Raw genomic sequence first — 12,806 nt, 5'->3', positions numbered from 1 at the left:
ATAGTGTAGCGGAATTTTCTAGTTAAAACTGCTCTCTTTTTTCGGGGGGATTACAGCACCAAGTTTATATTCTCGGCACCAACGAAATACTTGATTGTTATTGATGTGGTGCTTTTGTGCAACTTGTGCAGTTGACAACTGCTTGGCTAGCGCCTCATTCACGATCTCTAATTTATATTGAGGCGAGAAGATCCGGCGACTAGTATGGTGAATAATATCTGACATTGGTCATATCCTAGCTGATAAAGTGGATATGATGCCTTAAGGATAATTAAATAAAAGATGTAGTGGCCGTACGGTTACCTCTTTTTTCGGGGGGATTACAGTAAAACCTTGCCACTCACCGAAGACATCTACGACTTACTGATGAAATGGAAACGCAAAGCGGGTGAAGGGTATATTTTACGCAGTATCGATAAGGGTAATAACATCAAGGCTTCACTCGAGCCCAGTAGTATTAACCTGATCATCCAAGATATTCAGCACATCAGCCGCACCAAAACGAATATCCCATTTTCTGGTCACTCATTTAGGGTTGGTGGTGCATTAGATTTGTTAATGGCGGGAATGCCACTGGCTAAAATCATGTTGCGTGGTGGGTGGACGAGTGAATCAAGCGTGATCCGCTATTTACAGGCTTGGGATTTGATGGAGGATTAAAAGAAAAAAATTACTCTTCTGTATAAACATTAAGATTTTGAAATTGCCATTTCCAGCTGCTAGCTACCATGTCTTGAAGTGTGTGTGTAATCCAACCATTTCAAGAAGCAAAAATAACTAGACTATCACGCTGCTTGTAATATGGTTCTAGGCGATATACTGACCTTCAGGTAAAATACCCTTTCTATGTTGGCCTCATCTTAGTAGCAAAAGATTAAAATATGTTTTTGTAGCTCATTTTAATTGCAACTGGAATTAAGTTGGGTTAATCCAAATTTACTTAGTAAGAATCGTATAGCACTAATTACATGCCAATAGAAATGCTTTGAGAAAAGCTTCCTATTAGCATGTTTCGTTAAATGAACAGCTCTAATCTGAGGAAAATAAGTTACCTTTTCACCCAATAAATGGCTTCTATAACAAATATCAATATCTTCGCAATACATAAAGTAATTTTCATCAAAACCATTTAATGCGGCGTAATGAGATACTACAAACCCTAAAAATGAACCCGCTGCCCAATCAACCTTACAAGGTGCACTTATTACACTCTTATCTATAAGTGAGCTGTTACCTAAGCCGAGAAATGATTTAGCAAACTGCATTAAGCTGGGAAACTTTCTAATAGAATAATCATGGATAATTCCATCATAATCTTTATATAAATTAATAGCAGCCAATTTTGAATTGCTTTCTATCATTTTTTTTATTAACAAATCAATTTCATTAGATTCTATAAAAACGTCTGGATTTAACACTATGAAATAATCACTCTGATTCATACCGAGAGTTGAACGACAAAAATTAAAAACAATATTGTTATTATGCCCAAAACCTAAGCCATAGCTTTTATCAATCCAGTGGAAGTTAGAGTTATTATTCAAACCACAAAAGCTATCACCAAGCTTGTTACTTTTAACAATAACTTTGTATCGTTTAGCTAGTTCAGGTAAACACGATAACTGGTTAATTAAACTTGAGTGACCATGAGATACAACAGAAATATAAACATTCATCTAAAAATTAGAACCCCGAAAAACTACTATATTTAAATTTAATACCCAGTCTTCAACCGCAATTAATTTACATAATTATCCATTAGTAACAATGGAAAACTCAAAAAAAACCTAATTAAAATTTTCTAGATTAATTTAAAAGATTACTATCATAAGTACATCTGTGGATGTGATTTTTTCACTAACAAAGTATTGAGTTCAATAAGAATGAGTGGTTCTAGTTATCATAAATTATATAACTAAGCAACTCACCCCAGCCTGAAACATGTTCATGTTTAGTACTATCTTTATAAGTAACCCTTTGAAATATAAATTCACCTTGTTCTACTTGTTGCAAAATGTTGGCCAAAGAAGATGCATCATCAGGATCAAAGTAAATTACCTTATTATAATTTCCTATTGTTTCTTTAGCGTAAGGTAAATCTGATGCTAATATGTTCAAGTTGTAACTTTTAGCCTCTGTTAATGGCAGGCCCCAAGTTTCTAACTTAGATGGAAAAATTAAGTTACAACCACTTTTATAGAGCGAATTTACTTCGTCTCTACTTAATTTACCTATAAAAGAAACGTTTTTAAGATGCTTATACTTTTCACATAAACGAGATGCATAAGACCCGTCATCTTTAGAGATAGTTAAGATTAACTTTGGACCCAAAAGTCCCTTTCTTTGCAAAATTTCAAATGCCGACAGCAAAATTTCAAAGTTTTTAAAAGTGCGAACCAATGAAGGATAAAAATAAGTAGAACTTGGAGCTATAGATTCTTTTATAGCGTTCAAATTAGGAATATTGGGTCTTGCAACCAAGATTTTTTTTACAGATAACTCATCTTTAAAAAAATCAGCAATCCAATCTTGCTGGACTATGACACGATGATTTAAGTGTATATTTATTCTGTAAAGATACTTATAAAAAATTCCAAAAATAAACTGTTTTTTATCATTGTAAAGATCATGAAAATTTGGCTTTCTAAAAGGAGATGGGTTATGACAATAAACATATTGTCTTTTACAACTTACTTTTGGTGTCATGTCGTGAAGAGAGAGCCATATATCTGGCACTAAATTTTTGGAGATTTTATTCGAATAAAAATACTCAAAGTATAAACGCTTTATCCATGAGGACTTAATGGTTGGATACTCTAACAGTTCTACATTAAAAGGTAAATCACCATCAAACAAGCTTGATTTATGGCATAAAACATAAAAAGTGCAATTTGAATAGTTGGCTGTTTCTTTAATAATATCTTTAAGAACCGTTAGTGGTCCACCTTCTACTAAGTTAATTGCTGAAATAACAATTTTCATACCTTTTCCCATTTATTAAGATTAAAATTAAATAACTTAATTACCCTAGCAGGAGCGCCTACAGCAATGGCATAATTAGGTATATTTTTTGTTACTACAGAGTTAGAACCAATTATAGAACCCTTGCCAATTTTTACACCTGGCAAGATAGAAACACTTTCACCAATCCATACATCGTCATTAATTTCAACAGGGTTAGAGGATTCTTTCCGAAGAGCTGGCGGTAGGTGAATTTCATATTCAATCGGGAAATTCCCATGATTGTGATCTGAAATAAACACTTTACTTGCAATCAAGACATTATCACCGATCACAACCATAGACCGAGCGCCTATGTGCACATAGTCATTTAGTTGACAATTTTCCCCAAACAATACTTGACCTTCTCCAAATGCATCTATTCTAACTCCCACACCCAATGTTATATTTTTCCCAAAGTTAATACGTTCTAACCCTCTAAAATAATATGGATACCGAATCAACCTAGCATTAGAGTAAAATATTTTAGTAACAACTAAATCTCGAGCTAGCCTGAACAAACCAGTAAAAGTATAGTTTTTTAACATACTAAACATTTCACATAACAACCAAAAAAATCATAGAAACACAATTAATAAGTTCACCTAGTTTTAGAAGAAAATATCGCAAACGCTTTTTCACCCTTAAGAAAAAACACTGAAATCAAGAATAAAGCAACAAATGGCATAAAATATCCTCCACCCCGAAGAAACAAATATAAAAAGAAACACAAATATACAGAGCAGAAGAAAACAATCTTATTACCCATATTGCCGTGTAAAATTTTAATAAATTTATGAATACTTAAAAGATAGAACAAAGTTACTATTAAACCTATAGCCCCGAACTCAAATACTAGTTTGGAAAACAAAAAACTACCATCCGTCAAATTCAATCCATGCGCATTGAGACCATTTAAAATAGATCGAAACTCTCCGCTAGGACCTGCAATCCCCATTTGCTGAAAACCGAAGCCAAATCCATAACTTTCTAAAATACCAATATAAACTCTCTCCCATCCGGACATATATACTAAAGCCGTTAAGTTTGTAGAATCTGATGTCAAACTTACCCTTGAGGAATAGTATTCATAAAATTCATTGTTTGATATTGAAACCCCATAGAAAATCAACAAAACTATTAGGGGAAATATATACCTAACAAAGGCACTATAATAGAACCTTATATAAATAAGAAAAATTACACCAAAAACAGATAGTACACTTTCAATTAAAAGAGAAAAGACTATTAAAATAAATACTAAAAAAAAAACTTTATGGACAGAAGCTTGTTTTATCATATAAAACAGGGTAAAAGGAAGCAAAACTAATATGTAATGCGAGGGCTCACTAAAAAAAAACATCGATTTACTTTGAGAAATATTAAGCTCACGAAAAGAAATCGTAACGACTCCCAAAACTGCTAATATGTAGCTAATAAATTTAATCACACGTAAAAAATTTAAATCATCAATAATCTTTGCTTGCAAACTTAAAATACGAGTTAATATTAAAACAAGTAAAACTAAAAGAAGTGAAACAATGAGTTTACTAAAATCAAGATCGACATCAAATATATAATACACACCAATCGAGTGCAAAATAATAAAGAAAAAAACGACTAGTAAATATTTAATCAAGCCCAGACTTATCGTAAATTTACCAACATAACTAATGGTTACACAAACAGCTAAAAGAAACAATGAAGCTAAAAATAAACCCGGCCCACTAGAACTTGTTAAGTCTAAGACAATTAAGCTCCCAGGCAAAAATAAAACTATTAAAAGGCCTAACTTAAAAACAAACAAGCTAGCTTTCATTAAGATTTCTTTTGGTTATACCCATATTACCTTTTACACCATCCCATAATGCATATAAGAGGATTGGGATTCTTTTGAATTGCATCCTAATTACCCTATTCAGAATCTTTACAACCATATTAATTAATACAATTGGATAAAAATATGACTTGGAACCATGTCGTTTAAAAAATGCAATAGCATTTCGTGTGCTATAGTATTCTGTAAATAGACTTTTTATATCTGTAGATGCACCCACCTCATGATAAACAATAGCATTCTCGTTAACTCTTAACTTCAAACCGAGGCGCTTTGCTCTGTAGCAAAAATCCGTTTCTTCCCAATAAAGAAAAAAGGATTCATCAATCATTCCTAGCTTTATATAATTACTCTTAGATATCATAAGGCTAGCACCACAAATGTAGTCCAAATCAGCCATAACTTTCGATTGCTTTTGAAATCCTACAAAAAAATTAAGCTTTCCTCCTCCTATACACTGGACACTTCCATTTGGATATACAATTTTAGAACCCAAAATATCATTTGGAAACTGTATAAACATTTTCAACATGTTATTAAATGTATCAATAGATATTCGACAGTCGCTATTTAAGAGCCAAATAATTTCATATTTAGCTCTTTCTACTCCATAGTTGCAGCCGTGTGCAAAACCATAATTCTTCACATGATATAATTTATATATTACGCTATAAAAGCCGAGAATATTTTTTATATTATGAAATTCATCAAAATTGCCGTTATATACAACTATAAGTTCAAAGGTTTCACTTTGTAAGTTCATACAGTCTAAACTTTTTAATAGTGCTTCAAATTCCTCAAATGCATTATATACAACTGTTACAATAGAAATTTTTTGGTTTACAGTCATATTTCAACCCAGGAAAAAATCATATCTACTACTCTATATGCCATTAGCCCTACACCATTTTTTGTTAACTTTATCGTAATATTTGATAACTACAGCTGGGTTTCCTAAAGCTATAGAAAATGGAGGAATATTTTTTGTTACAACAGATCCTGCCCCAATTACTGATTTATCTCCAATTGATACACCTGCTGTAATTATTGAATTTGCACCGATCCAAACAGATTCTCCAATATATACATCTCCTGGATTTTCTTCTTGTAGATATCTTTCTGAAAGAGGATCTTGGAGGTCATGATTAGATGAAGATATAAATGTATTAGCTGCTATCATAACCTTATCAGAAACAACCACACGTCCAAAAGCTTGTATCTGTACTCTCTCACCGAGAAAAACTTGGTTACCGACAATTAATTCATTACCATACGCTTTCAATGTTGCCCCATTAGAAAAAACATTACCGTTACCTATACTTATAAGAGAGCCACTCTTAAATACATCTGAATGAAAAAGGCAATATCTTCGGATAACGTTGCCAAAGCCAATATTTATTTTTTTAAATCCGACAAATTCTACGGATGGATAAACATAGTTCAATAAGCCCGACTTAGAAAAGAAAATGCGAAATAAGCTCCATCTTAAAGCTGCAATAAACTTACCAAAATAATAAATTAACATGATACTTGTTACTTTTTATAAAAACGAGAGACATATGATAAGATAATCCACCGGATAGCTTGTGACAAAAAGTCAATATTAGTCCACAAAGGTATATTCAATGCACTAGAAATATCAAGCCTAACCTTCAGAGTATTTAATAAAAACATAGATCTTTTTATTTTATCTTCTGAATGTGAAGCCGATTCCGCTATTAATCTATACACAGAAGTCTTATCATCAATAAACTTAATTGTCCCAATTGAAGACAAATATATCCAAAAGGGCCAATCCCCTAAACGCCAGTTTTTTATTTCTTGACTTACAAGTTGTATATAGGTCAAAAAATCAGCTCTTCTAAACATTGTTGTAAGAGTCCCCACACCATTCCGAGAGAGGAGTTGAGATGTAGAATTGGACTCTTTATAAAGACTACTAACATCTAATTGATTTGTATTATCAATTTGTTCGTAGAATGAAGAATGTACTAAAGAAACGTCATCATTATTTAATAGCAATAATATTTGTTTTTCTAATTTAAATTTATCTATCCAAAAATCATCGCCCTCACAAAAAGCAACGTATATACCAACAGCGTCTTTAATAGTGTTAATCCATGGTTTACAACTATATTCAGAGTATTGATTAAAAGTTTGATTTATGGTTTTAATAATATTAGGATAATTACGTTGATATTTTTTAATTACACATTGAGTAGAGTCTGTAGAAGCATCATCATGAATTACAATTTCAAATCTGTATTCAGTTTCTTGAGCCAGAAAGCTCTCAATAGCATCACGAATATATTTTTCTTGATTGAACGTGGTGCAAACAATTGAAACATAAACTTTATCAGTATATTTCCAATGTTTAATAACATCAGCTTCACTAGGAGGTGCATTTAGTTTTTCAAACATGTTAATCCTTTAATCATGTCTACTGAAAAGCAAGGAATGTTATGTACTTTTCTTACATCGTACCTCTCTCTAAATGAATCATCAATAAAAATTGCATTTTTCGGATTGATATAATTGGATTTTGACGTACCATCAGTGATATGAATAATACTATCAAACAAACCAATCAAACGCAGTGTTCTAAGTTTTTCCTGTAGATTACCATTATGACGTGTTATCAAGTGAACTTTTTTACCGTCGTTTCTAGCTATAAAAAATAACTTAACCAGGTCAGTATTCACTTTATCACCAAAAATCAGGCAATCGTCAAAATCACTATATATAGTATCATAATCTAAATCAGTTTCGAATTGATAAGATAAATTCCTATAAAGTGTGACATCTAAGTGGTTAGTGATCGTTGACACTGGTATGTCTTCTGCAATTAGTAATGACAATTCAGCATAATTAATGCCGTTAAATCGACTTGTAATCATAGATCCTGCAATACGAGTGGCAAATTCTAGTAAGCATAATTGATTATCAGAATCACGTTTAACTTGGAAAAACCATGCACCTTTAAAATTAATAACTGAATTGATTTTTTCAGCAAACTCTATGAATTCCAATTTATCCTTTACTAGGGATGTTGCAACTGCAATTCCATTTCTCATAGCTTCACGCTTACGAGGACTTGCATCTAGCAATTTTCCTTTTGAGTCACTAATACAATCAACGGTATATTCGTCCCCTGGAAGAAATTCACAAATGAGATCATTCGTCGTTACCTTCTCTATATCTTTTTGAGAATTTAGCTTAAAGGTTCCGACACTACCTTGACCTACATCTGGCTTAACAAAAAGCGGGAATGGTAAAACATCTTCTTTATTATAAAGTTTAGGTACTCTAACAATACCTTTTAGTACTTCATAAGTAGATCGCTTTGAGCGTGCTATATTATTGGTTATAAAAGACGATGAGATTACTTTTGCATTTAACTTGTTTGCATTTTGAGTTAACTTCAAAGAAGCAGAATCATGTGCAGGAAAAATATGTGTAATATTATTTTTTTCTATTAAATCCTGTATAGAAGGTATAAAACTTTCAGCATCTATGTAAGGAATCCCTGTCACACATTTATTTTTTGGTAGTTCACTATATGCACAAATAGTATTTGCTCCATAAATATCAATATTCTTGATATCTTTTAAGGACCGAATTACTTCGAATGCTACTTCTGTGCTTGAAGGAATTACAAGAATTTTCATATTAATCCTTAAAATGAGTATTAAAGAAAGACTCTCTATCTTTTTTAAGATTAGATTTATTCAAAATATACTTTGGATTATCGTAAAGTGCTTTTTGCCTTTTTATCACTTCATTAAGGTTAGTTAAATCACCTGAAAACACATCCACATCAAAAAAAATGAAATCTAACTCATCGTAAAATATACCATTAAAAGCTCTATCTAAAACCCCACTATTTTTATTTAGGTAATATCTGTAATCATATACAGGTTTAATTATATTAATTACAGGCGTAGAAGTTGTAAGCGAAAGTACTAACGCATGATAACGATTACAAATAACTAAATCTGCATTTTTTATTAGAGATAATATTTTTTCTAATTTTAAGTACCCATCATCTAGCTCGACGTATTCTAATTCTGGAATACCTAAAGCCTTTATACTGAGGGAGGCTTCCGGATCAACATCAAAAGAAACAAACTTAACTAAAAATCCATCCTGTATGTACTTATCCACTATATTCTTAATATTTTTAATGTTTACTTTCATATCTCCGTACATTTCAATCAAAATATATTTTTCTGACACCACATTCACTGGGAGATTAAATAGTTTTTCGTTTACAATATAAAGATCGTCAGGTAAGGAATAATAGTCCTTCACACCTATTTTATTCAAATATAACGGTGAATATTTTTCATCACGTGATGAAATGATAAATTCGCACTTTTTAATTTCACTAAAAATAATTTCATAAAAACTTAAGCTAGTATCAAATGGGCCAAAACCATTAGCTGTAAATACAATTTTTTTATTCAATTTTGTTGCAGCTATTATTGGAATAAAAATTTTAAAGAGATCTTGTCTTCTCTCCCAATTGAACCATAAATCATTTATATAGCCTCCACCAGATACAACCAAAACATCTAATTGACTTACAGAGTTCATAACTTGAGTATAATTTTGACAATCTTTTATCATTTCTAAATCTGTAGGATAAGATTTTTGGCCATCATTTAATTTCAAAATTTTTTTTAGAATTTTCTTGATAATTTGATAAAATGTATTGTTCTTAGTATTTTTCCCATTATATTGGACCAATTGAAATTCTAAATTAAAACTACTGAAGTAATCTAATTCTAACTGTTTAGTAAATGAACCATCATACGAATACACAATATAGTCATTTTCAATTCCCATATCATAAACGTTATTGACATACATGGCGTAGTCACCAAGATTTCTATCGGCTGTGGGCCCAGTTATTCCAATCTTCATAAAATTGCTCTCAATTCTTTTATCACTTTATTTACATCTTCTAATTTTAAATGAGCATGCATAGGCAAGCACAAAATACGTTCCGAGGCTGAAACACTATTTCGAGTCCCGTAGTTGTGGCTATCTACAAAAATTTTATCTAATGACGGTTCAAAATAATTTCTTGATTGGATATTCTTTTCAGAAAGTGTTTGAGCTATTGAGTACATTTGACTATTATTTTTTAACAAAATGGGCATATAAGCACCATTTGTGTTTGCCTCTGGATGCCATAATGGCAGCTCAACGATATCTTTAAGGCCTTCACAATACTTATAAAATAGTTCAGAGCGATATTCAAGAATATTATCTATTTCATCTAAATTCACTAATCCTACAGCGGCTTGGTATTCATTGAGCTTCGCATTAATTCCTACACCAACTACACCGCGCTTTTCTCTTATACCAAAATTAATTATCTCTTCTGCTTTTTCAAAATTAACTCTATCTTTAAAGACAATCGCACCACCCTCAACGGTATGAAATATTTTAGTTGCATGAAAGCTTAGAGTACTCGCATCACCGTAATTTAAAACTGAATTACCACTTAGCTGAATGCCAAAAGCATGACAAGCATCATATATTATTTGAAAATTATTTTTTTTACTTAGTCCATCTAACCCTATTACATCGCATGGGTTACCATATACATGAGTAGCTACTAAGGTATCCGCTTTACACCCTTTACGGTAAGCTTGTTTTACTGAATCGGGTGATAAGTTAAGTGTATTTTTATCAATATCAGCAAATGCGAGTGAATCTTTTTGCCACTTGAATGCACTAACGGTTGCAACAAAACTAAATGGGGTAGCCAATATTGAACGTGTTCCAATCGCTTTAGCAGCAACTTGCAATGCGGATGTTCCATTGTTTGTTAACAATAAATTTTTAACACCTAAATAATGTTCCAGCTGTGCAGTTAACTCTTTATGCAGCGGTCCGAAGTTTGTATACCAACCATTATCGTTAACTTGCTCCAATAATTTATTCAGTTTTTTTAGGTTTGGTTTTACTGGACTGTTTAGTGCAATCATTGATGCCCTCTGATTAATTGAACTGTTTCTAACAATAAATTTTTCTGAAAAACAAACATTAAGCTCATGTAGGATAATAAGGCAGTTAACAACATTACGATTATCTGAATCCATTCTGACTCTATAGCCAATCCAGAGGCAAAACCTAGAGCAGCGGAAATAAATACGATTAACCAAATAGGAAACAATGCTATTAACTGATCTATCTGCGAAATTGTTGTTAATTTACCTGTATAATAAGTGTTAATTAATAAGGCTAGATAAGAAGTTACTACTATCCCTATGCACATCTCATAAACACCTAATGGAACAGTAACGATAAGCATCACTGTTAAGTTAATTTTTTTAATTATTTCTAATTTTAAAAATAAGTCTGACCGTCCCTTTACCTGCAAGAGGTTTAAATTTATTGCCTGTATAGGATAAATCATAAACCCAACACAAAGAACACTTATGAACTGTGCACTTTCCTGCCATTCACTCCCTAGAATTAGATATATTAATGGTTCAGAAATAATACTAAGTCCTAGCACTACCGGAAAAATAGTTAACGCAGAGACTTTAAGCATTAATAAGTATGCTTTTTCTAATAATATTCGATCTTCTTGTATATTGCTAAGTAATGGGTAAGTTACTTTTTGTATGACTTCTGTCATTGTTATTGCAGGTAGCATCGAAATCATTTGGGCTTGATTAAATACCCCCAACTTTGCAGCACTGAATTGCTTGCCAATGATTAGTCCATAAATATTTTGGTATATCGTATCTATCAATCCTGATACCAGTAGTTTAGAACCAAAACCAAAAAGCTCTTTAAATGTTTTTCTACAGAACTTCTCCAAAGGTTTCCATGGATACTGCAAATTTAAAATACATACATTGATTGTTGAACTAATAAGTTGCTGAAAAACAAGTGACCATACTCCATAACCATTAAAAGCCATTGTTAGTCCAATTGTACCGCCAGAAAGCAAACCAACAACATTCGCTACTGCCTGGCTTTTAAAGTCTAGAGAAACAGTTAGTCTCGTTTTAGGTATAATTGCAAAAGCTTGAATAATAATAATTAATGCAATAACCCGAGTTAAATCAATTAATTGAGGCTGGTCATAAAAGGTGGAAATAAATGGTGCACTGATAAACAGCAAACCATAACAAATAATTGATACTACTAGCGAAAAGTAAAAGGTTGTGGCGAAATCCTTTTCATTTCTGTCTGTTTTTCTAATCAGCGCAGAATTAAAACCACTATTAACGAAAACGCCTGCAATGGCAATAAATATTGCCAACATTGCAAATAAGCCATAAGCAGATGGACCTAGCTGTTTTGCTAATATTAAACTTAATATTAGACTAATAGCTTTGTTACCGAAGCTTTCTAATGTACTCCAAATAAATCCTAATTTAATTTGCAAGTTAGAGTGTTGGTTCACAAACTTTTCAATTTAATTGCATTTTCATCTTTGTTTGATAATTGTGGTGGCCCTTGTAGCGGCCACTGAATACCAATATCTTTATCATCCCATTTTAATGACACTTCTGAAGTAGGATCATAATAATTTGTACACTTATATACGAACTCTGCTTCATCACTCGTTACATAAAAGCCATGGGCAAAGCCTTCTGGCACCCACAGTTGGTGTTTATTATCCTCTGAAAGGTATTCTCCAACCCACTGACCAAATGTTGGCGAGCCTTTTCTTATATCCACAGCAACATCGAAAACTTCACCAGAGACAACCCGTACTAATTTTCCTTGGGTATTTTCCGTTTGAAAGTGTAATCCACGCAAAATCCCTTTTTTTGATTTTGAATGATTATCTTGCACAAACTGTGTAGGTTTACCTGTTACCAACTCTTCAAATTCTTCTTGCTGCCACGTTTCCATAAAGAAACCACGATCATCACCGAAGACTTTAGGTACGATTATTTTTACATCAGGAATTTTTGTATCAATGATTTTCATTTGT

At 32.1% G+C, this 12,806-nt stretch carries 14 protein-coding genes; 1 reads left to right on the top strand and 13 read right to left on the bottom strand.

Annotated elements, in window-relative coordinates; genetic code table 11:
• Positions 1–18: 18 nt before the first annotated feature.
• On the bottom strand, positions 19–225 hold the full coding sequence (locus NLF92_RS09250) for a transposase (RefSeq protein ID WP_254101107.1): 207 nt from the start codon (positions 223–225) through the stop codon (positions 19–21).
• A 108-nt stretch (positions 226–333) separates the two neighbouring features.
• On the opposite strand from NLF92_RS09250, the gene NLF92_RS09245 reads away from it, so the two are divergent.
• The gene (locus tag NLF92_RS09245) at positions 334–660 is read left to right on the top strand and encodes a tyrosine-type recombinase/integrase (RefSeq protein ID WP_254101105.1); all 327 of its coding nucleotides are present in this window, start codon (positions 334–336) and stop codon (positions 658–660) included.
• Between the two features lie 239 nt (positions 661–899).
• Here the strand turns inward: NLF92_RS09245 and NLF92_RS09240 are convergent, their stop codons facing one another.
• The 12 genes from NLF92_RS09240 to rfbC all read right to left on the bottom strand — a co-directional run bounded on the left by NLF92_RS09240 (position 900) and on the right by rfbC (position 12,802).
• The gene (locus tag NLF92_RS09240) at positions 900–1,676 is read right to left on the bottom strand and encodes a glycosyltransferase family protein (protein WP_254101103.1); all 777 of its coding nucleotides are present in this window, start codon (positions 1,674–1,676) and stop codon (positions 900–902) included.
• A gap of 217 nt (positions 1,677–1,893) precedes the next feature.
• The gene (locus tag NLF92_RS09235; RefSeq protein WP_254101101.1) at positions 1,894–2,982 is read right to left on the bottom strand and encodes a glycosyltransferase; all 1,089 of its coding nucleotides are present in this window, start codon (positions 2,980–2,982) and stop codon (positions 1,894–1,896) included.
• A complete protein-coding gene (locus NLF92_RS09230) occupies positions 2,979–3,548 on the bottom strand; it encodes an LbetaH domain-containing protein (protein WP_254101099.1) in 570 nt (189 codons plus the stop codon). Before NLF92_RS09230 ends, NLF92_RS09235 begins: the two co-directional genes overlap by 4 nt.
• Positions 3,549–3,601: 53 nt before the next feature.
• Complete coding sequence (locus tag NLF92_RS09225) at positions 3,602–4,819, bottom strand: hypothetical protein (RefSeq protein ID WP_254101097.1); 1,218 nt, start codon at positions 4,817–4,819, stop codon at positions 3,602–3,604.
• A complete protein-coding gene (locus tag NLF92_RS09220) occupies positions 4,809–5,687 on the bottom strand; it encodes a glycosyltransferase family 2 protein (protein ID WP_254101095.1) in 879 nt (292 codons plus the stop codon). Before NLF92_RS09220 ends, NLF92_RS09225 begins: the two co-directional genes overlap by 11 nt.
• 33 nt (positions 5,688–5,720) lie before the next feature.
• Complete coding sequence (locus tag NLF92_RS09215) at positions 5,721–6,362, bottom strand: acyltransferase (protein WP_254101093.1); 642 nt, start codon at positions 6,360–6,362, stop codon at positions 5,721–5,723.
• 8 nt (positions 6,363–6,370) lie between these two features.
• Positions 6,371–7,258: a glycosyltransferase gene (locus NLF92_RS09210; RefSeq protein ID WP_254101091.1), complete on the bottom strand. Its 888-nt coding sequence runs from the start codon at positions 7,256–7,258 to the stop codon at positions 6,371–6,373.
• Positions 7,243–8,505, bottom strand: a complete 1,263-nt coding sequence (locus tag NLF92_RS09205; RefSeq protein ID WP_254101089.1) for an ATP-grasp domain-containing protein — start codon at positions 8,503–8,505, stop codon at positions 7,243–7,245. Before NLF92_RS09205 ends, NLF92_RS09210 begins: the two co-directional genes overlap by 16 nt.
• Position 8,506: 1 nt before the next feature.
• A complete protein-coding gene (locus NLF92_RS09200; RefSeq protein ID WP_254101087.1) occupies positions 8,507–9,763 on the bottom strand; it encodes a polysaccharide pyruvyl transferase family protein in 1,257 nt (418 codons plus the stop codon).
• On the bottom strand, positions 9,760–10,836 hold the full coding sequence (locus NLF92_RS09195) for a DegT/DnrJ/EryC1/StrS aminotransferase family protein (protein WP_254101085.1): 1,077 nt from the start codon (positions 10,834–10,836) through the stop codon (positions 9,760–9,762). The genes NLF92_RS09200 and NLF92_RS09195 overlap by 4 nt, the downstream gene beginning before the upstream one ends.
• Positions 10,833–12,269 (bottom strand): lipopolysaccharide biosynthesis protein, encoded by a 1,437-nt coding sequence (locus NLF92_RS09190; protein ID WP_254101083.1) that lies wholly within the window; start codon positions 12,267–12,269, stop codon positions 10,833–10,835. Before NLF92_RS09190 ends, NLF92_RS09195 begins: the two co-directional genes overlap by 4 nt.
• Positions 12,266–12,802, bottom strand: a complete 537-nt coding sequence (rfbC, locus tag NLF92_RS09185; protein ID WP_254101081.1) for a dTDP-4-dehydrorhamnose 3,5-epimerase — start codon at positions 12,800–12,802, stop codon at positions 12,266–12,268. Before rfbC ends, NLF92_RS09190 begins: the two co-directional genes overlap by 4 nt.
• Between the last annotated feature and the right edge of the window lie 4 nt (positions 12,803–12,806).

The organism is Opacimonas viscosa, assembly GCF_024199005.1.
Taxonomy (GTDB): Bacteria; Pseudomonadota; Gammaproteobacteria; order Enterobacterales; family Alteromonadaceae; genus Opacimonas; species Opacimonas viscosa.
The sequence above is the reverse complement of the archived record's forward strand: the minus strand, read 5'-3'. Positions and strand labels throughout refer to the sequence as shown.